General features: G+C 67.8%; 18 protein-coding genes. 5 read left to right on the forward strand and 13 right to left on the reverse strand.

Going from position 1 to position 19,619, the window contains the following annotated elements; translation table 11 throughout:
* Positions 1-84: 84 nt before the first annotated feature.
* Positions 85-519 carry an SRPBCC family protein gene (locus tag ACX36O_RS12550; protein ID WP_371687050.1) on the forward strand — a complete coding sequence of 145 codons (435 nt, stop codon included), beginning with the start codon at positions 85-87 and terminating at the stop codon, positions 517-519.
* A gap of 18 nt (positions 520-537) precedes the next feature.
* Here the strand turns inward: ACX36O_RS12550 and ACX36O_RS12555 are convergent, their stop codons facing one another.
* The 8 genes from ACX36O_RS12555 to tsaB form a co-directional block, all read right to left on the reverse strand.
* Positions 538-2,421, reverse strand: a complete 1,884-nt coding sequence (locus ACX36O_RS12555) for a potassium transporter Kup (RefSeq protein ID WP_250131065.1) — start codon at positions 2,419-2,421, stop codon at positions 538-540.
* A gap of 196 nt (positions 2,422-2,617) precedes the next feature.
* The gene (locus ACX36O_RS12560; RefSeq protein WP_213362035.1) at positions 2,618-4,129 is read right to left on the reverse strand and encodes a sensor histidine kinase; all 1,512 of its coding nucleotides are present in this window, start codon (positions 4,127-4,129) and stop codon (positions 2,618-2,620) included.
* An 18-nt stretch (positions 4,130-4,147) separates the two neighbouring features.
* Positions 4,148-4,822: a response regulator gene (locus ACX36O_RS12565; protein ID WP_213362036.1), complete on the reverse strand. Its 675-nt coding sequence runs from the start codon at positions 4,820-4,822 to the stop codon at positions 4,148-4,150.
* 235 nt (positions 4,823-5,057) lie between these two features.
* On the reverse strand, positions 5,058-5,303 hold the full coding sequence (locus ACX36O_RS12570) for a GlsB/YeaQ/YmgE family stress response membrane protein (RefSeq protein ID WP_213362772.1): 246 nt from the start codon (positions 5,301-5,303) through the stop codon (positions 5,058-5,060).
* 584 nt (positions 5,304-5,887) lie between these two features.
* Positions 5,888-6,745 (reverse strand): orotidine-5'-phosphate decarboxylase, encoded by an 858-nt coding sequence (pyrF, locus tag ACX36O_RS12575; RefSeq protein WP_371687051.1) that lies wholly within the window; start codon positions 6,743-6,745, stop codon positions 5,888-5,890.
* Positions 6,746-6,784: 39 nt separating this feature from the next.
* The gene (locus ACX36O_RS12580; RefSeq protein ID WP_371687052.1) at positions 6,785-7,771 is read right to left on the reverse strand and encodes a uracil-DNA glycosylase; all 987 of its coding nucleotides are present in this window, start codon (positions 7,769-7,771) and stop codon (positions 6,785-6,787) included.
* 57 nt (positions 7,772-7,828) lie between these two features.
* Positions 7,829-8,374 carry a ribosomal protein S18-alanine N-acetyltransferase gene (gene rimI / locus ACX36O_RS12585; protein WP_213362040.1) on the reverse strand — a complete coding sequence of 182 codons (546 nt, stop codon included), beginning with the start codon at positions 8,372-8,374 and terminating at the stop codon, positions 7,829-7,831.
* Positions 8,371-9,231, reverse strand: coding sequence for a tRNA (adenosine(37)-N6)-threonylcarbamoyltransferase complex dimerization subunit type 1 TsaB (tsaB, locus tag ACX36O_RS12590; protein WP_371687053.1), 861 nt, complete (start codon positions 9,229-9,231; stop codon positions 8,371-8,373). The genes rimI and tsaB overlap by 4 nt, the downstream gene beginning before the upstream one ends.
* Positions 9,232-9,332: 101 nt before the next feature.
* Between tsaB and dacB the strand changes: the two genes are divergently transcribed.
* Positions 9,333-10,949, forward strand: a complete 1,617-nt coding sequence (gene dacB, locus ACX36O_RS12595; RefSeq protein ID WP_371687054.1) for a D-alanyl-D-alanine carboxypeptidase/D-alanyl-D-alanine endopeptidase — start codon at positions 9,333-9,335, stop codon at positions 10,947-10,949.
* Between the two features lie 88 nt (positions 10,950-11,037).
* Positions 11,038-11,676: a MarC family protein gene (locus tag ACX36O_RS12600; RefSeq protein WP_213362044.1), complete on the forward strand. Its 639-nt coding sequence runs from the start codon at positions 11,038-11,040 to the stop codon at positions 11,674-11,676.
* 109 nt (positions 11,677-11,785) lie between these two features.
* On the opposite strand, the gene ACX36O_RS12605 is transcribed toward ACX36O_RS12600, so the two are convergent.
* From ACX36O_RS12605 to purE, 3 genes are all read right to left on the reverse strand, one after another.
* Positions 11,786-12,829, reverse strand: coding sequence for an L-threonylcarbamoyladenylate synthase (locus tag ACX36O_RS12605; RefSeq protein WP_213362045.1), 1,044 nt, complete (start codon positions 12,827-12,829; stop codon positions 11,786-11,788).
* A gap of 123 nt (positions 12,830-12,952) precedes the next feature.
* A complete protein-coding gene (locus ACX36O_RS12610; protein ID WP_371687055.1) occupies positions 12,953-14,173 on the reverse strand; it encodes a 5-(carboxyamino)imidazole ribonucleotide synthase in 1,221 nt (406 codons plus the stop codon).
* Positions 14,173-14,679 (reverse strand): 5-(carboxyamino)imidazole ribonucleotide mutase, encoded by a 507-nt coding sequence (gene purE, locus ACX36O_RS12615; protein ID WP_213362047.1) that lies wholly within the window; start codon positions 14,677-14,679, stop codon positions 14,173-14,175. Before purE ends, ACX36O_RS12610 begins: the two co-directional genes overlap by 1 nt.
* Before the next feature lie 191 nt (positions 14,680-14,870).
* Between purE and trxA the strand changes: the two genes are divergently transcribed.
* Positions 14,871-15,764 (forward strand): thioredoxin, encoded by an 894-nt coding sequence (trxA, locus tag ACX36O_RS12620; RefSeq protein WP_371687056.1) that lies wholly within the window; start codon positions 14,871-14,873, stop codon positions 15,762-15,764.
* A 73-nt stretch (positions 15,765-15,837) separates the two neighbouring features.
* A complete protein-coding gene (locus ACX36O_RS12625; RefSeq protein WP_213362049.1) occupies positions 15,838-17,091 on the forward strand; it encodes a cation:proton antiporter in 1,254 nt (417 codons plus the stop codon).
* Between the two features lie 52 nt (positions 17,092-17,143).
* Here the strand turns inward: ACX36O_RS12625 and ACX36O_RS12630 are convergent, their stop codons facing one another.
* Together ACX36O_RS12630 and ACX36O_RS12635 are read right to left on the reverse strand one after the other, a co-directional pair.
* On the reverse strand, positions 17,144-18,319 hold the full coding sequence (locus tag ACX36O_RS12630; protein ID WP_488359852.1) for a PQQ-dependent sugar dehydrogenase: 1,176 nt from the start codon (positions 18,317-18,319) through the stop codon (positions 17,144-17,146).
* Between the two features lie 69 nt (positions 18,320-18,388).
* Positions 18,389-19,510, reverse strand: a complete 1,122-nt coding sequence (locus ACX36O_RS12635) for an alkene reductase (RefSeq protein ID WP_488359853.1) — start codon at positions 19,508-19,510, stop codon at positions 18,389-18,391.
* Positions 19,511-19,619 lie beyond the last annotated feature (109 nt).

The following is a 19,619-nucleotide window of genomic DNA, read 5'->3' on the forward strand; positions in this document are numbered from 1 at the left end:
TGGCAGCTGACACAGCCCTGTCAACATCGCGCCGGATAATGCGCCATTTTGGCATCGCCCCCCACGCCCACGAGGAGAGCACGCATGGCCACCCTGTACCACCAGCTCCAGATCAAGGCGGCTCCGGCCGTGATCTACCAGTCACTGACGACGGAAGACGGCATCGGCAGCTGGTGGGACCGGCCGCAGCTGCTGCTGCAGGAAGGCCGCACGCCGGAATGGGCCTTTCGCCCCGGCCCGGGGCATGGCGTGCTCACCATGCAGGTGCTGCAGACGCAGCCCGAACAGATGGTGCTGTGGCGCTGCACCAGCCACCACGCTGCCAGCTCGCCCGCCTCGGCCTGGACCGACACGCTGCTGCGCTTCGAGCTGCACGCACCCAACGGCGCCCCGGACACCACGCTGGATTTCCGCCACAGCGGCTGGGACGAGACCAGCCCCTATCTCGGTTTCTGCAACCACCAGTGGGGCATTGCGCTGCAGGCCTTGCGGCGGCATTGCGAGCAGCAAGGGCTGTAAGCAGGCAGCCCCCCGCGATCAGATCTCGACCTTCGACCCCAGCTCCACCACCGCATTGCTCGGCAGCCCCAGGAAGTCGGCCGCGCCGCTGGCGTTGTGGTGCATCTGGGCAAACAGCTTCTCGCGCCAGGGCGCCATGCCTTCACCCAGCGTCGGCACCACGCTGTCGCGCGACAGGAAGTAGCTGGTCTGCATCGGATCGAGCTTGCAGCCGTGCTGCTGCAGCGGCTCGAGCGCGCGCGGCAGGTTGGGGTCGTCCATGAAACCGTAGTTCACCACCGCGGTCCAGCAGTCATTGCCCATGGGCGCGACCGACAGCCGCTCTTCGGGCTCGACCCAGGGCACCTCGTGGCTGCGCACGGTGACGAACACGTTCTGCCTGTGCAGCACCTTGTTGTGCTTGAGGTTGTGCATCAGCGCATTGGGCACGTTGTCGATGTTGGCCGTCAGGAACACGGCCGTGCCCTCCACGCGGGCCGGCGGGCTGAAGAACACCGCCTCCAGAAAGCTTTTCAGGTCCAGCCCTTCCGACACCAGCTTGCGGTTGAGCAGCGCCCGGCCATCGCGCCAGGTCACCATCAGCAGGAAGATCGAGGAGGCGATCACCAGCGGGAACCAGCCGCCGTGCACCAGCTTGAGCAGGTTGGAGCCCCAGAAGGCGATGTCGACCACGAAGAAGAAGCCGGTGGCGGCCAGCGCCAGCACCAGCGGCATGCGCCAGGCGTAGTGGATGACGAAGAAGGTCAGCACCGTGGTGATCAGCATGTCGGTCGTCACCGCGATGCCGTAGGCCGCCGCCAGGTTGCTGGAGGAGCGGAACAGCACCACCGCCAGCACGATCAGCACGAACAGGCCCCAGTTGACGAAGGGGATGTAGATCTGGCCGGTTTCATGCACGTTGGTGTGCTGCACCTGCAGGCGCGGCAGGTAGCCGAGCTGGATCACCTGCTTGGTGACGCTGAAGGCACCGGAGATCAGCGCCTGCGAGGCGATCACCGTAGCCGCGGTTGCAAGACCGACCATGGGCAGCAGCGCCCATTTGGGAGCCAGCATGAAGAAGGGGTTCTTCACGGCTTCGGGGTTCTCCAGCAGCAGCGCGCCCTGGCCGAAATAGTTGAGCACCAGCGCCGGCATCACGATGAAGAACCAGGAGACGCGGATCGGCTTCTTGCCGAAGTGGCCCATGTCGGCGTACAGCGCCTCGCCACCGGTCACGCACAGCACTACGGCACCGAGGATGATGAAGGTGGTGCCCGGGTAGTTCCACATGAAGCTCAGCGCATAGTGCGGGCTGACGGCCCAGAGAATCTCCGGATGGCCGGCGATGTGCAGCACGCCCAGCGAGGCAATGGCGATCAGCCACAGCACCATGATGGGGCCGAAGAACCTGCCGATGCCATGCGTGCCGTGCTTCTGCACCCAGAACAGCAGGAACAACACCAGCAGGGTGAGCGGGATCACGTATTCCTTGAAGGTGGGTGAGACCACTTCCAGGCCTTCCACCGCCGAGAGCACCGAAATGGCCGGGGTGATCACGCCATCGCCATAGAACAGGCAGGTGCCGAACACGCCCACCAGCAGCATCACCTTGCGCAGCCGGGGCCGGTCCTGCACCGCCTGCGAAGCCAGCGTGAGCATGGCCACCAGGCCGCCCTCGCCGTTGTTGTCGGCGCGCAGCACCAGCGTCACGTACTTGAGCGAGACGATGATGGTCAGCGTCCAGAAGAAGATGGACAGGATGCCGTAGACGTTGTCGATGGTGAACTGCACATGGCCGGATCCGAACACTTCCTTGACCGAGTACAGCACGCTGGTGCCGATGTCGCCGAACACGACGCCGATGGCGCCAAGGACCAGTGCGCCCAGCGTGGACCTGCCGACTTGAGGGTGGTGTTTGTCCAAAGTACTTCGCCCACACATCCCCACCCGCCCGTGTTGCCACGGGAACGGCGCAGAGCGGTCGATGCGTCCTTCTTGTTGTGGATGGTTAACTATGCGCCGGCGCGGGGGCGCTGTCCAGATGCAGATGCGCCCGCCTGTGCATCCTTGCCACATTGCTGCGGCGCCGGTGCCAGTGTAGCCGGCCGCGGAGACGCCCTCACGCGCCGGGAGCGTTTTCTTCGGGTGGCGGCACCGAGTGGAAGCGCACCGAGAACAGCGCCCCCTTGCGGCGCGCACGTGGCTGCGCGTCTTCCAGCGTGATGACGGCATCGTGCCGGCGCGCGATCTCCTGCACGATGGGCAGGCCCAGGCCGGAGCCGTCGGCATCGGTGCCCAGCGTGCGGTAGAAGGGCTTGAAAATCTGGTCGCGCTCGCCCGGCGCGATGCCGGGGCCGTTGTCTTCCACCTGCACGATCAGCACCTCGCCATAGGCATCGGCGAGCACGCGCACCGTCACCATGGCCGGCATGCCGTCGGCACTCGAAGGGGTGTAGTTGATGGCGTTGTCGACCAGATTGCGCAGCATCTCCTGCAGCAGGATCGGGTTGCCCAGCACCCAGACGCCGGCGTCGTGCGCATAGGCGCCCTCGTAACCCAGGTCCACGCGCTTGGCCAGTGCGCGCGGGAAGCAGTCCTGCACCACCTCCTGCACCAGCCGCGGCATGTTGCAGTATTCGCGCACCATGGTGCCGCCCTCGGCGCGCGCCATGGCCAGCAGCTGGTTCACCGAGTGCGTGGCGCGCACGCTGGACAGGCCGATCTGCTGCAGCGAGCGCTTGAGGTCATCGGCGCTGGCATCGGTGCGCTGGGCCAGGTCTGCCTGCATGCGCAGCCCGGCCAGCGGCGTCTTGAGCTGGTGCGCGGCATCGGCCAGAAAGCGCTTCTGGTTTTCGGCGACCTGTTTCTGGCGTTCCATCATCTCGTTGACCGAACCCACCAGGGGCGACACTTCCATCGGCACGGCCATCTGGTCGAGCGGGCTCAGGTCGTCGGGGTTGCGCGCGCGGATGCGCTCTTCCAGTTCGCTCAGCGGGCGGATGCCGCGCGCCAGCGCCAGCCAGATCAGCAGCACGGTGATGGGCAGGATGATGAACTGGGGCAGCATCACGCCCTTGATGATCTCGGTGGCCAGCACGGAACGCTTCTCGCGCGTTTCGGCCACCTGGATGGTGACGGTCCGGTCGGCGCGCTCGCCGGGCGTGGCGTAGGGGCCGAGCGTGTATTCGCCGGCCAGCACGCGCAGCATCACCACGCGCACATCCAGCGTCTGGCCCTGGGCCGTGCGCAGGGTGTCGTCGCGCAGCACGTAGTCCTGCTCCGTCGGTACCTCGTAATCGATGCGGTTGGCCGGGAACAGGCGCTCGCCGCCCAGCAGTTCGCCGCGCGGCCCCATGACCTGGAAGAACACCTGGTCGGTATCGTCGGCGCGCAGCATCTCGCTGGCCTGTTGCGGCAGCGAGAGCTGGATCTTGCCGTCGCGCATCTGCACCAGTTGCGCCAGCGCCTGCGCGTTGTAGACCAGCGCTCGGTCGAACGGCTTGTTGGCAATGCCCTGCGCCACCAGCCAGGTCAGGGCCAGGCTGATCGGCCACAGCAGCAGCAATGGCGTGAGCATCCAGTCGAGGATCTCCCCGAACAGCGACCGTTGCTCGCGCCGGAAAATGCCCATGGCGTGCGTGCGGCCTCCTCAGCCGGGGATTTTCTCGAGGCAGTAGCCCAGGCCGCGCACGGTGGCGATGCGGATCGGACCCTTTTCGATCTTCTTGCGCAGGCGGTGGATATAGACCTCGATGGCGTTGTTGCTCACCTCTTCGCCCCACTCGCACAGGCGCTCGACCAGCTGGTCCTTGCTGACCAGGCGGCCGCTGCGCTGCAGCAGCACCTCGAGCAGGCCGAGTTCGCGCGCTGACAGGTCGATCATCTTGCCGTCGATGGTGGCGACGCGGCCGGTCTGGTCGTAGCTGAGCGGGCCGTGGCGGATCACGGTGCTGGCGGCGCCCATGCCGCGGCGCACCAGGGCGCGCACGCGCGCTTCGAGTTCCTGCAGACTGAAAGGCTTGGCCATGTAGTCGTCGGCGCCGTAGTCCAGCCCCTTGACGCGCTCTTCCACGCTGTCGGCGGCGGTGAGGATCAGCACCGGCAGGTTGGAGCCGCGCGCGCGCAGGTTCTTGAGCACATCCAGACCATGTAGGCGCGGCAAGCCCAGATCGAGGATGAGCAGGTCGAACTCCTGGCTGGTGAGCAGGGCGGCCTCGGCTTCGCTGCCGGTACTGACATGATCGACTGCTGCACCGGCAGCACGCAGGCTGCGCATCAGCCCGTCGGCCAGTACATGGTCATCTTCCGCAATCAGGATCCGCATGCCTTCCACTCCCGTGTGGCCCATCTCCGGGGCCAGTGCTTGATTCAGGCATTGTAAGCTGCCCGCAAGGACGTCGCAGGCCGGGAAAGCGCGCAGGCAGGCGGCTTGCAGGGGTGTCGGTCGCAAAAAAGGCTCCGCAAGCGGAGCCAATTCGGAGGTTGGACCATGTTCGCAACCACCTTGGAGACCTGGGGGCCGCCAAGCCGCCACCGTGCAGCGGCTGCGCGGCGCAGATTCAGGCGCGCCGTATCAGGCGCAGCAGCAGGATCAGCACGATGGCACCGATGGTGGCCACGATGATGGAGCCGAGCATGCCGCCGCCGGCAGACAGGCCGAGAGAGTTGAACAGGAAGCCGCCGAGGAAGGCGCCGAGCACGCCCATCACCATATCCCCCACGATGCCGAAGCCGCCGCCCTTGACGAGCAGCCCGGCCAGCCAGCCGGCGATCAGGCCGATAAGCAGGAAGTAGAGCAGTTCCATGATGTCCTCCCGTTGTTGGTCTGTCTTCATGCCCGGGCGCCTGGCACGCGGGCCGCGCATTGACATGCAGACAGTATCGGGCAGTAGCAGGGGCTCGCCTGTAGGACAGCAGCGATTTCTTCGGCCGCCTTGCCGGAACCGGGAAGCAGAAACGGGAATGCCCTGAATGCGGCGGAGAAAACTGGTACCGACTTGCATGATTCGGAAACCTGTGTCTTGCTTCTGCAGCTATCAGCCGTTATCGATCAGCATCTTGGCCGGACTTCCGATCTTGTGAAGCAGCGTCCCTATCCTCAGAAGATGGTGTGCTTCGATCCTCCGTCCCCGTTGGCCTTGCTGGTCGTGGCTGCAATTGCAGGGTATGACTGGCTTTCCAAGCATGCGTTGGTCCGTCTTGACGGCCTTGCATTCAGGGCACGACTTCACTGTATGCCTGCTGCAGGACTGTGTGCATAGGACTTTCCCGCATTGGCGTGTCGGCGTCGTCCTACGCGCCTCGCGGGAGCCGGCGGCGGGTTGCCGTGCTGCCAGCAAAACGGTTTTTCCCGGTGGCCGCAACAGGGCTTGCCGCCCTTGTGTCCGCCTTATGCCTGCTGCGCAGCCGCCAGCGTGGTGCGGGTGTGCTCGGCTTCCTGGCGCGCGGCTGCAGCGAAATCCTCGCCCGAAGATGCGTAGAGGATGGCGCGCGAGGAGTTGACGATGGCAAAGCCGCTGCTCTGCACCTTGCCGTCCGCCGTGCGCGTGCCGCGCCAGCCGGAGCGCACGGTGGCAGCCGCGTCGCCGCCCTGGGCTCCCACGCCGGGGATCAGCAGCGGCACGGTCGGCGCCAGTTCGCGCACGCGGGCCAGTTCCTGCGGGTAGGTGGCGCCCACCACCAGGCCGAGCTGGCCGTTCAGGTTCCATGGGCCTTGCGCCAGGCGGGCGATATGCTCGTACACCAGCGGCTGGCCTTCCACGTCGCGCAGCGGCTGCGCCTGCAAGTCGTTGCCGCCGGGGTTGGAGGTGCGGCACAAGAGGAAGGCCCCCTTGCCGTGGCGGCGCAGATAGGGCTCGACCGAATCGAAGCCCATGAAGGGCGACAGCGTGACCGCATCGCAGCCGTAGCGCTCGAAGGCCTCGATGGCGTACTGCTCGGCCGTGCTGCCGATGTCGCCGCGCTTGCTGTCCAGGATCACCGGCACGTGCGGCGCGACCTGGCGCATGTGCTGCACCAGGCGTTCGAGCTGGTCCTCGGCACGGTGGGCGGCGAAGTAGGCGATCTGCGGCTTGAAGGCCAGTGCCAGATCCGCCGTGACCTCGACGATGGCCGCGCAGAAATCGAAAATGCGGCCGGCATCGCCCTGCATGGCGCCGGGAAAACGTTTCGGATCGGGGTCCAGCCCCACGCACAGCAGGGACTGGTTGCGCTGTTCCGCCGCGCCAAGCATGTCGAGGAAAGTCATGCCCGAATTGTAGGCGCTGGCGCCCGTTGCGAGGGGTTTTCAGGCCGCCACATGCGAGGCAGCCAGACACAGGTCTTCCCAGGCGCGCGCCTTGGCGGGCGGGTTGCGCAGCAGGTAGTCCAGCGGGTAGCTGACGATGACCGGGACCGGTGCCAGCAGCGGCTGCAGGTCGGCTTCTGCCTCCGGCACGGCGATGTGGTGCAACTGCCCGCGCAGCTGGCCGAGCGGTTCGGTGCGCTGCAGCAGGCTCCAGGCGGCGTTGCGGCCCAGGGCCACCACCACCTGCGGGCGCAGCAGCGCGATTTCGCGGCGCAGGAAGGCGGCACATTGCGCCACTTCGGGCAATGTGGCCGGCCGGCCGGAAGGCGCGCAGCGCGTGGCGTGGCTGCGCAGCACCTGCGCCGGCTGCAGCCGGATGGCGGCGGCCATGTTGACCAGCAGCGTGCCGGCCTCACCCTGCAGCGGCTGGCCCGTGGCGTTTTCGGCGGTGCCGGGAGGGTCGAGCACGAACAGCCAGCGCGGCAGGCCGTCGGGCTCGCTGGCGGCACTGGCATCCCACACGCTGTGCTGGCGGCCACTGTGCAGGGTGCACGCAGTGCAGCTGGCCGCAGCCTGTTGCAGGGCGGGCCAGTTCAGGCGGGTGAGGGACAGGGCTGGTGCGCCTGCGGTGTCCTGGTGCGGCGCTCGGGGCAGCGCTTCCGGCTCCGTCGAGGCAGTCATCGGCTGGGGCGGTGTACCACGCGGCTGCGGGGCTGCTGCCATCGGCTGGACCACCGGCGGCGCCTCGCGCTCTGCCTGCTGCTCGGCAATTTCTGCGGCAGTGCTGGCAGCGGCATCCGGCACCGGGGCGCCCGCAAAACGCGCTGGCGCAGTGCGGATCGGCGCCAGCGGCTCTGCCTGTGCTGCCTGCACAGCCTGCGCCCCCGCATCCACCACAACAGGCACCTCCTTCGGCGCTGGCAACCAGACGCGCACGCCCATCTCCGCCAGCATGGCGCGGCGGCGCGCATCGAGGTGCAGCGTCATGGCAGCAGGCCGCAGGCAAGGCGGCAGGAAGAATCGGTCCGGATCGGCATGGAAGGGCTATTGTCGCAAAGAACCGGCCCAGTTGCCGGCCGCATCCTTGAGCCGCAGGCACATCACCTCGGCATGCTCGCGCCCGCCGCCCACAGCCGGGTAGTAGTTCTTGCGCAGACCCATCAGGACGAAGCCGAAGCGCTCGTACACCTGGCGCGCATGCGGATTGCTCAGGCGCACTTCGAGCCAGATCTGCTCGGCGCCCTGGCTCATGGCCCACAGCCGCAGCTGTTCCAGCAGCAGACGCGCCCAGCCCTGCCCCTGGTATTGCGGATGCACTGCCACGTTCAGCAGATGCGCCTCTTCCACCCCGAGCAGGGCAACGAAGTAGCCCGCCAGCTCCCAGCGGCCGCCGGCCTGCTGCAACTGCAGCAGCTGCATGCAGTAGCGGCCGGTCTGGTCCAGCAGGATGTCGCGGAAGTTGCCCGGAGTCCAGGGCAGGGGGTAGGCGGCCTGCTCCAGCGCCATGATGGCGTCCACGTCGTGCACGGTGGCGGGCTGCAGGCGCGCCAGCGGGCCGCCCGTGGCCGGCAGCACGGGAGCGCCTTTCATGGCTGCCGGGCCTGCGCAGCCTGCAATTTGGCTTGCTCGCGCTCTTCCGTGGTCTGCGCCACCTTGTCGCGCACGTAGCGCGGCAATGCCAGGGCCGGATCGATGGCGGCGCCGTCCTGCAACAGAGCCGGCGCCAGCCGCAGCATGGCACTGGCGCTGGGCATGGCGGCCGCCACGGTAACCGGCAGGCGCTCGCCATACACGGGCTGCACATTGCCGGCGCAGACGGCATCCGGCGTCAAGCCGGGCACCTGCAGCAGGTCTTCCGGGCGTGCCAGCACGGCCGGCTGCGCCAGTTCCCAGGCCGGCATGCCGCCGCGCGGCTGCCAGCGGCAGCCGGCGACGTAGATCTCGTCCATGCGCGCATCGAGCAGGGCCCAGACGAGGGTACCGCGCTCCAATGCCGGCTGGCGGCTGCGCCAGTCTTCGGCCACGGCCAGCAAGGTGTCCATGGGCAGCACCTGGCGCTCCGCGCCGAGGGCCAGCCCCTGTGCCACTGCACAGGCGGTGCGCAGGCCGGTGAACGAGCCCGGCCCCGCACCGAACACGATGGCATCGAGCTGCGCCAGGCCCAGCCCGGCCTCGTCCAGCAGGCGCTGGACGGTGGGGATCAGCGTGGCGGAGGATTGCGCTGCGCCCGCGCCGGTGTAATCCCGCTGCTGCGGGGCAGCGCCCTGTGCGGCAGCCCCCGCAGGCCAGCGCCCTGCCGCGACCGACATTTCACTGGTGCTGGTATCCATGGCCAGCAGGTGCAGGGCGGCATCCGGCCGCCAGGCGACGGCAGGCGCACCGGCATGCGGCGCAGGGATGCTGGCGAGGGAAGAATCAGGTGAAATTTCGGGCTGGCTTGCAGACATGGCAGCATTGTTCCACAAGCCGTTCACAGATGGATGCAAATCCCGAGGGGTGTCTGCGACGCGCTGCAGTAGACTGCTCGCCTGCCTTCCTGCCACCGTCCATGCCCGCCCCTCTCCCCCCATCCCTGTTTGCCCGCCGCGCCGGCTGGCCTGCCCTGCTGCTCGCGCTGAGCCTGTCCACCCTGACGGCCTGCCAGAAATCCGGCACGCCCGAGGAGGCGGCCTCCGGCGCCGGCCTGACATCGACGGCCGACAGCGCCGCCTCCAGCCCCGTGGCCGCCGCATCGGCGCTGCTGGCAGAGCCGCGCGACCCGACGCCGTCGCTGGCCACCCAGGCAGCCAGCACCACCATTCCGCCCATCGTGCAGCAGGAACTGGACAAGGCCAAGGTCTCGCCCGAGCACGTGGCGCTGCTGGTGGTGCCGGTCGATGGCGGCCCGCCGCTGGTCAACCACCGCACGGCCGAGCAGATGAATCCGGCCTCGGTGATGAAGCTGATCACCACGGCCGCCGCGCTGGACCTGCTCGGCCCGTCCTACCGCTGGCATACCCGCATCTGGACCGACGGCACGCTGCAGAACGGCACGCTTAACGGCAATGTCTATGTGCAGGGCCGCGGCGATCCCAAGCTGGTGGTGGAGCGGCTGTGGCTGCTGATGCGCGAACTGCAGCATGCCGGCATCCGCCGCATCGGCGGCGACATCGTGCTGGACCGCAGCGCCTTCGACGTGCCGCCGGTCGATCCCGGCAGTTTCGACAACGACCCGCTGCGTCCGTACAATGCGCGCCCCGACGCGCTGCTGGTGAATTTCAAGGCATTTACGCTGCAGATAACGCCCGATGAGAGCCAGAAGCTGGCACATGTCGGCCTGGAGCCGCCGCTGGAAGGCGTGACGCTGCCGCCCAGCCTGCCGCTGGCCGAAGGGAAGTGCGCCCCCTGGCTCAACAAGCTCGCAGCGGACACGCTGAAGGACCGCAATCTGGTGCTGCCGGCCGATCCCTATCCCGCCAGTTGCGGCATCCAGCAACTGACACTGGCGCACCCGGCTCCGGAACAGTTCGCACCACGCGCCGTGGCCGGCATGTGGAAGGCGCTTGGTGGCGAGCTGCAGGGCAGCATCCGCGATGGCGCCGTGCCCGAAGCGGTGCGCAAGCGCCGCCCGGTGGCCGACAGTGCCTCGCCCACGGTCGCCGAGGTGGTGCACGACATCAACAAGTTCAGCAACAACGTGATGGCGCAGCAGGTGTTTCTGACGCTGGGGCTGGAGCATTCGGGCGTGGGCAGTCTGGCCAGTGCCAACGAGGCGCTCACCCAGTGGTGGCAGCACCGCCTGGGCGATACGCCGCTGCCGGCGGTGCAGAATGGTTCCGGCCTGTCGCGCGATGGCCGCGTGAGTGCCTCTTCGCTTGGCGCCATGCTGCAGCGCGTGTGGCGCACGCCGGGCATGCCGGAGTTCGTCGCCTCGCTGCCGATTGCCGGCGTGGATGGCACTTTGCGCCACACGCACACCGCGTACAAGGGCAACGCCCATCTCAAGACCGGCACGCTCAAGGATGCCTCGGCGCTGGCCGGCTATGTGCTGTCCGACACGGGCCGGCGTTACGTGATGGTGGCGATGGCCAATGGTGCCAATGCCCAGTCGGCGCGGCCGGCCTTCCAGGCGCTGATGGAGTGGATCATCACGCAGCCGGTGGCATCGAGCGGCAGCAAATCCTGACCCGGCGTTTGAGAGGATTTCACGCAGCGGTCCCTGCCCGATCCGGCACGGGCTGCTAGACTGCGCACTGCCCTGCTCCGCCGTCACCATGACTCTCCCCACCCTGCTCAGTCTCAAGCCCCTGATCACGCTGCTGGCGCTGGTCAATCCGCTGGCGATCCTGCCGTTCTACATCCACTACACGCAAAGCTTCAGCGACGAGCAGCGCATGCGCACCATCCGCGCCGCCACGCTCACGGTGCTGACGGTGCTGGCGACGGGCGCGCTGCTGGGCATGCAGATCCTGGAATTCTTCAATATCTCCCTGGCCAGCTTCCAGGTGGGCGGCGGCATGCTGCTGCTGATCAGCGCGCTGCAGATGCTGAACGCACAGCCGGCCGAGGCGCGCACCACCGCCAGCGAAACCTCCTACGCGGCGCGCCAGGCCAGCATCGGCGTGGTGCCGCTGGGCATTCCACTGCTCACCGGCCCGGCCACCATGTCGACCATGGTGATCTTTGCCGAACGCACGGCCAACTGGGTGCAGATGGCACAGCTGATCGGCTATGCCGTGATCGTGGCCATGGCGGTGTACGTGAGCTTCATGGCCGCGCCGCGCATTGCCCGCGCCATGGGCCAGACCGGCATCAACGTGATGACGCGCCTGATGGGCCTGATCCTGGCCGCGCTGGGCGTGGAGGTGATGAGCGAGGGGCTGAAGAAGATTTTTCCGGTGCTCGGCGGGTGAAGCTGGCAAGCTGCTGCCTTGCTGCTTGCGTACTGTGCTCACACGCGCCCCATGGATAGCCCGGGGGCGAGCTGAATAGCGGGCGAGGGCGAACTGAATATGGCGCGAATCAGGCTGCCGCGCGGCGCAGGCGGTCTGCCACGCCGGCCCAGGCGGCGCTGGTCGGTACGCTTTCGATCCAGATTTCCTGCGCGCCAGCGTCATCGAAGGCACGTAGTTGGGCGAACAGCATCTTCGCGGCCTGTTCGGGATCGGTGGGCATGGCGTGGAGGGTGGCTGCAGACGCGGCGCTGCGCAGGGGCGTCCGGCTCCAGACGGCGACAGGCGGGGGCTGGTGCGCCGTGCTCGCCTGCGTCAGCGCATCCAGCGCTGCCTGCAGAGCCTCGGCCGTCATCAGTCGCACCCTGGCGCGCGGTGCATAGTGCGATTCCAGCGTGCCCGAAGCGCGCGGCGCCGCCTTCTTTTCAGTCACTTCTGCCGGCAACAGCACCGAAATCCCCGTAACTTCGGCAATCTTCTCGATACTGATCATGCCGGGTCGCAGCAGCACCGGCTGGCCGCGGGTGCAGTCCACAATAGTGGATTCGATGCCGACCTGACAGGCGCCGCCATCGAGCACGGTCAGACTGTCGCCAAACTCCTGCGCCACGTGCTGTGCCGTGGTCGGGCTGATACGGCCAAACGGGTTGGCGCTCGGCGCTGCCACGCCGGGCACCCCCAGGGCGGCGGCGGCGCGCAGCACGGCCAGCGCGACCGGATGCGAGGGGCAGCGCAGGCCGACCGAATCCTGGCCTCCTGCGGCAGCCGCGCCCACGCCCGGGCGGCGCGGCACGATCACCGTGAGCGGCCCGGGCCAGAACGCATCCATCAGGCGCGCCGCATGGTCCGGCATCTGCTGCAGAAAGCCCTCGGCCACGAACTGCTCGGCCCCGGCGCGATCCGGCACATGCACGATCAGCGGATGGTCGGCCGGGCGGCCCTTGGCGGCGAAGATTTTCGCCACCGCAGCGTCCTGGTCGGCGCGGGCGGCCAGGCCATAGACGGTTTCGGTGGGCAGCCCCAGCAGTTCGCCAGCTGCCAGCAGGCGTGCACCTTCGGCGATGGCGGCATCGCGCGTGGCATCGGTCGCCCAAAGTGTGGCATCCAGCAGCATCCTGACTCCATTTATCCGTATCTCCGCACATCCTCCGTGCGGAGAAACCTGTCGAAAACGCCCCCCGCATCCGGCAAGGGGCGAGGTCTTCAATTTCTCACAATGAGCGCCCTGCAGGCACTCTCACGCCACGGCAAGCCGCTCGAACGGCAGGCGCAGCAGTTGGGCCACCTGCGCCGCCTTGTCCTGCAACTCGTCCACCGTGGCTGCGGTGATGGTCACATGCCCCATCTTGCGCCCCGGCTTCACATCCTGCTTGCCGTAGAGGTGCAATTGCACACCCGGCAGTTGCTGGATCTGCTCCCACGGCGGGATGATGCGCTCGCCGTGCAGATACCAGGCATCGCCAAGCAGGTTGAGCATGATGGAGGGGCTGTGGTGGCGCGGTTGTACCAGTGGCAGGTTCATGGTGGTGCGCACCTGCAGGTCGAACTGGCTGTGCTCGCAGGCGTCGATGGTGTAGTGGCCGCTATTGTGCGGGCGCGGCGCCATCTCGTTGACGACCCAGCTGCCGTCCTGCAGCACGAAGTATTCGACGCAAAGCACGCCCACATACTCCAGCCCTTCGGCGATGCGGCGCGTGGCCTCGACCAGCGCATCGGCCAGCGCGACCGGCACGGCGCCGGCAAAGGCGTAGGTGGTGGCCAGGATGCCGCCATGGTGCACATTGCGCTGCGGCTGGAAATTGACGATCTGGCCGTCGGCGCCGCGTGCCACGATCACCGAACACTCCAGCGCCAGCGCCAGCTTCTGCTCCAGCACGCAGGCCACGCGGCCCATGCCGTCCCAGGCCTGGCGCAGCTCGTCGGCCGTGTGGCATACGGCCTGGCCCTTGCCGTCATAGCCCAGGCGCGCCGTCTTGAGGATGCCGGGCAGCAGCGCTGCGGCGGCGTCCAGATCGGCTTGCTGCTGCACCGCCAGCCAGGGCGCGCAACGCACGCCGCAGGCGCTGAAATGGCGCTTTTCCTCGATGCGGTCCTGCGCCTTGGCCACGGCCTGCGCCGGTGGCGAGACCGGCTTGCGCGTGGCCAGATACTCCAGCGCGGCAGCGGGCACGTTCTCGAATTCGGTGGTCAGGCCATCGCAGGCCTCGGCCAGCTGGTTCCAGCCGGCCTGGTCATCGTAGGCGGCCACGATCTGATTGTGGCTGGCCTGCCCGGCCGGGCTGTCGGGCGCCGGATCGAGCACCACGGTGGCATAGCCCATGCGCTGCGCGGCATGCACCAGCATGCGGCCGAGCTGGCCGCCGCCGAGCACGCCCAGCGTGGTATGCAGGCTGTCGGTATCCGTAGCGGAGCGGACGGTGTGCAGCGCCGGCGCTGCCGATGTTGGCGCTTCCTGCATCAAGCCGCTCCCGCTTCGTTCACGGGCAGCGTCATGCCGCGCGCGGCCTCGGTCTGGCGGGCGCGGAAGTCGATCAGCTTCTGGCGCAAGGCCGGGTCGTTGTTGGAGAGCAGGGCCACGGCAAACAGCGCCGCGTTGGCCGCACCGGCCGCGCCAATGGCGAAAGTGGCCACCGGCACGCCCTTGGGCATCTGCACGATGCTGTGCAGCGAATCAACGCCCTGCAGGTGGCGGCTGGCCACCGGCACGCCCAGCACCGGCACCGGCGTCTTGGCGGCGACCATGCCCGGCAGGTGGGCAGCACCGCCGGCACCTGCGATGATGGCCTGCAGGCCGCGCTCGGCCGCGGTTTCGGCGTAGGCGAACATGTCGTCGGGCATGCGGTGGGCCGATACCACGCGCGCCTCGAAGCGCACGCCAAAGCCCTGCAGGATCTCTACCGCGTGCTGCATGGTGTCCCAATCCGAATTCGACCCCATGATGACGCCGACTTGCACCTCTGCCATGAGCGTGTTCCTTTTCCTTGAATGTGTGAGGGGTTGCGGCAACGCGCAACCGGCGGCGCGCTCCGCACGGAAGCGCCCGCCTTGAAATATCTGCTTACGGCCCAACAAAGGATGGAGAGCCGGCAATGCTGGTATTGTAAGGTTCGGCCCGCCAGCGGCCAACCGTTCCACCGAATACGCACCACACCGACATGATCGACATCACCGCAGCCAATTTCGAAATCGACGTACTCCAGGCCTCTGCCACCACCCCGGTGCTGGTGGACTTCTGGGCCCCCTGGTGCGGCCCGTGCAAGTCGCTCGGCCCGGTGCTGGAAAAGCTCGAAGCGGAATACGCCGGCCGCTTCATCCTGGCCAAGATCAACTCCGACGAGGAGCAGCAGATTGCCGGCATGTTCGGCGTGCGCAGCATCCCCACCTGCGTGCTGATGGTCAATGGCCAGCCGGTGGACGGTTTCATGGGCGCCCTGCCCGAAGGCCAGGTACGCGCCTTCCTCGACAAGAACCTGCCCAGCCCCGAGCAGGTGGAAGCCGCGCAGGAAGAAGACGAGGCCCAGCAGGCGCTGGAAGCCGGCGACACCGACACCGCGCTGGAAAAGCTGCAGCATGCCGTCGCCACCGACCCGGCCAATGACGACACCCGCTTCGACTATGTCAAACTGTTGCTGCAGCTCGGCCGCACGGACGATGCAAAGGTGGCGTTTGCCCCGGTGATCGCCAAGGCCGCCGGCGTGCGCCGCCTGGATAGCCTGCAGCGCTGGATGGACGCCATCGACGCCAGCGACAACGTCGATCTGGCCGCGCTCGACGCCGCCATCGCCGCCAACAAGCGCGACTTTGCCGCCCGCTTTGCCCGCGCTCAGGCGCTGATGGCACAGCAGCAGTGGACGGACGCCATGGACGAACTGCTCGAAATCCTGATGCGCGACAAGAGCTGGAACGAGGAGCAGGCACGCAAGACCTATATCGCCATCCTCGACATCATGGAGCCGCCCAAGGTGGCCGTGGCCGAAGGCCAAATTCCACCCGAGGACCCCGTCATCGCCACCTACCGTCGCCGCCTGAGCAGCGTGGTACTGAGCTGAGCGGACGAAGCGTCCCCGCTGCTGCGCGCCGGCCCGGTGGCGCGCACGGGGCCATACGCAGCAAGCACCGCCGATGAATACGGTGATCCCCTTTCTGCCCGCCAGCTGGCCGCCGCTGCACACCGCCGCGCTGTTCGGCCTGTTGCTGCTGATCGGCACGCTGGGCGGGCTGCTGGCCAAGCGCGTGCGCTGGCTGCCCACCATCACCGGCTTCATGGCGGTGGGGGCATTGATGGGCCCGAGCGGCCTGGGCCTGCTCAGCTACGACATGCTGGGCCAGACGCAGGTGCTGGTCGATGTGGCCCTGGGCCTGATCCTGTTCAAATTGGGCACTGCGCTGCACCCCTGGATGGTGATCCGCACGCCCAAGCTGATCGTCACCAGCCTGGCCGAGAGCCTGCTCACCTTCGCCAGCGTATTCGGCCTGATGGTGTGGCTGGGCACCAGCCCGCTGGCGGCCGTGATTGCAGCGGCCATTGCCGTCTCCTCCTCGCCCGCCGTGCTGATCCACGTGGCGCACGAACTGCATGCGCGCGGCTTCGTGGTGGATGCGGCCAAGGCGCTGGTGGCGCTCAACAACGTGTTCGCCTTCGTGCTGTATTCGCTGGCCATGCCGGTGGCGCTGTGGAACAGCGAAACCAGCTGGCTGGTAGCCATCGGCCTGCCCGCCTACCAGATGCTGGGCGCCATGGTGCTGGGCCTGCTGGTGGCGGTGCTGGTGACCAGCATCGGCCGCTTCACGCAGAGCGACGATGCGCACTACCGCTTTGCGCTGATCGTGGGCGCGGTGATGCTGGTGCTGGGCCTGTCAGTGGCGTTTGGCGTATCGCCACTGTTTGCCAACCTCACGCTGGGCATCGCCTGCCGCGGCCTGCAGCGCCGCGCGCGCCTGGCCAATACCGACCTGGGCAGCGGGGCCGACCTGTTCTTCATCGTGCTGTTCGTCTATGCCGGGGCCAAGCTCAACATCACCGACGTGATCCGCTATGCGCCGTTTGCGCTGGCGCTGGTGGCCGTACGGAGCCTGAGCAAGGGCGTGGGCGTGGTGGCGGGGGCGCGCTATTTCGGCTATCCGTGGAACCAGTCCTTCGCCATCAGCCTCACGCTGATTCCCATGGCCGGGCTGGCCATCGGCCTGGTGCAGACCACCAATGCGATGGCCCCGCATATCGCCACCGAGGTCAGTGCCATTGTGCTGGCGGCGGTCGCGATCCTGGAAACGCTGGGACCACCGCTGGTGGCCTATGGCCTGCGGCTGGGCGATGCGGTGCCGCCGCCGCAAGGGCCGGAGGTGCGGGTGCACACCTTCAGCCCGCCGGCGGACTGATCGCCATGGGGCGGGCCAACATCCTGCCCCCGCACCGGCGTTGCAGACCGGCTCAGCGCGGCTTGACGCGCAACAGGCGGCCCTCGCTGCTGTCGGTCACCAGATAGAGCCAGCCATCCGGCCCCTGGCGCACATCGCGCAGGCGCTGACCCACGTCGGGCAGCAGCTTGTGCTCGGCCACCACCTTGCCGTCCTTCAGCTGCAGCCGTGCCAGGTACTGGAACTTGAGCGCTGTCACCATCAGGTCGCCCTTCCAGCCCGGATAGCGCTCGCTGGTGACAAAAGCCATGCCTGAAGGGGCAATGGACGGATCCCAGTAGTACAGCGGTTGCTCCATGCCCGCCTGCGTGCGCAGGCCGCGGCCGATGGTGGCGCCGCTGTATTCCTTGCCGTAGGTGATGACCGGCCAGCCGTAGTTGCGGCCGGGTTGCGGCAGGTTGATCTCGTCACCGCCGCGCGGGCCGTGCTCGTGCGTCCAGAGCGTGCCGTCGGGGGCCAGCGTGGCGCCCTGCACATTGCGGTGGCCGTAGCTCCAGATGTCGGGCAGCGCGCCGGGCTTGCCGGCGAAGGGGTTGTCTTTGGGGATGCTGCCGTCCTTGCCCACGCGCACGATCTTGCCGTGGTGGTTGTCCAGCGTCTGGGCGTCGTCGCGCCGGCTGAAGCGGTCCCCCAGCGTGAGAAACAGCGTGCCATCGGGCTTGCCACCCACCTTGCGCTCGACGATGCGGCAGCCGAAATGGGCGCTGCTGGCGTACTTGGGTTTCTGGCTGAACAGCACGCGCAGCTGCTCCAGGCTGCGGCCGTCATTGGAGAGCCTCGCGCGTGCCAGCGCCGTGCTGTTGCTGCGGCCCGGGCCGGGTTCGGCGTAGCAGAAGTAGATGGTGCGGTTGCGCGCGTAATCGCTGTCGGTGATCACGTCGAGCATGCCGCCCTGGCCGCCGGCGGCCACCTCCGGCACGCCCTGCAGCGGCGGGTTGATGCGGCCATCGGCCTGCACGATCCGCATGCGGCCGGGGCGCTCGGTGACGAGGAAGCGACCTTCGGGCAAGAAGGCCACGGCCCAGGGGTGCTCCAGGCCGGTGGCAACGGTTTCGGCCACGGCGGCCTGCGGCGCGGGCACCGGGGCAGCGAGCGTTTGCGCTTGCGCTACGCTGGCTCCGGACAGCAAGGCGGCACCGGCAAGCAGCTGGACGGCCCGGGGGCGATCAGGACGGAAAGGGGGAGGCATGGCAATCTCCTCGTGTCTGGCAGACTCCTGCAGAGCATACCCCGCACCCGCCCGTGTTGCCAGCAGTCGTCAGACTGCGGCCGGATTCCAGACGGGGTAGTCGGTATAGCCTTCGGCGCCACCGCCGTAATAGGTCTTGCGGTCCGGCTGGGCCAGCGGCCAGCCATTGCGCAGACGCGCCACCAGATCGGGGTTGCTGATGAAAGGCTGGCCAAAGCCGACCAGATCGAGCACGCCGGCTTCGAGCAGGCGGTTGCCGGTTTCCAGCGTCATGTTGCCGGCCAGAATCAGCGCGCCGCGCGGATAGGCCGCGCGCATGAGCTGCAGAAAATCCAGGTTGATGCCCGACACGTCCTCGCGGCCCTGGCCCAGGTGCTGGTCCATCAGGTGGATATAGGCCACCTCGCGGTTGGCCATTTCGCCGGCCAGATAGAGGTAGGTCTGGGCGGTTTCGTCGTAGGGCGGCATGTCGTTGAAGTTGCCCCAGGGCGAAAAGCGGATGCCGGTGCGCTGCGCGCCAATGCGCTCGATGATGGCATCCACCACCTCGAGCACGAAGCGGCAGCGGTTTTCCAGCGTGTCGGCGCCGTACTGGTCGGTGCGGTCGTTGACGTGCGGGTTGAGAAACTGCTCCAGCAGATAGCCGTTGGCGCTGTGGATCTCGATGCCGTCAAAGCCGGCTTCGATGGCGTTGGCGGCGGCCTGGGCGAAGTCCTGCACGGTCTGCTGCACCTCGCCCGTGGTCATGGCGCGCGGGGGCGTGGCGGGCACGAAACCGGGCTTGCCTTCGGCATCCAGGGCGAAGGTCATGATCTTGTCGGAGGCCTGGCTGGTGGAGCTGAGCGGGGCCTGGCCATTGGGCTGCAGCGAGGCGTGCGAGGCGCGGCCCACGTGCCAGAGCTGGGCAAAGATGGTGCCGCCTTCGGCATGCACGGCTTCGGTGACTGTGCGCCAGCCGGCGATCTGCGCGGGGGTGTAGAGGCCGGGGACATACAGCACGCCGTGCGCTGCGGGCGATATCGGCACACCCTCGGTCACGATCAGGCCGGCGCTGGCGCGCTGGCTGTAGTAGGTGGCGAGCAGCTCGTCGGGGACGTGGCTGGGGGAGCGGGCGCGGGTCATGGGGGCCATGACGATGCGGTTGGGGAGGGTGCGGCCTGCTAGGGGGTAGGTGTCGAAGAGTTGGGGCATGGGGTGGAGAATCGATCAGGGGTTGCTGGAGTAGGCACCGCGTCGCGACTGCGACTGGTTGTTGCCGCCTAGGAGGGATTCTCGGTCATTCCGGCTTTCCGGTGTGCGC

The organism is Brachymonas sp. KE5 (assembly GCF_057773645.1).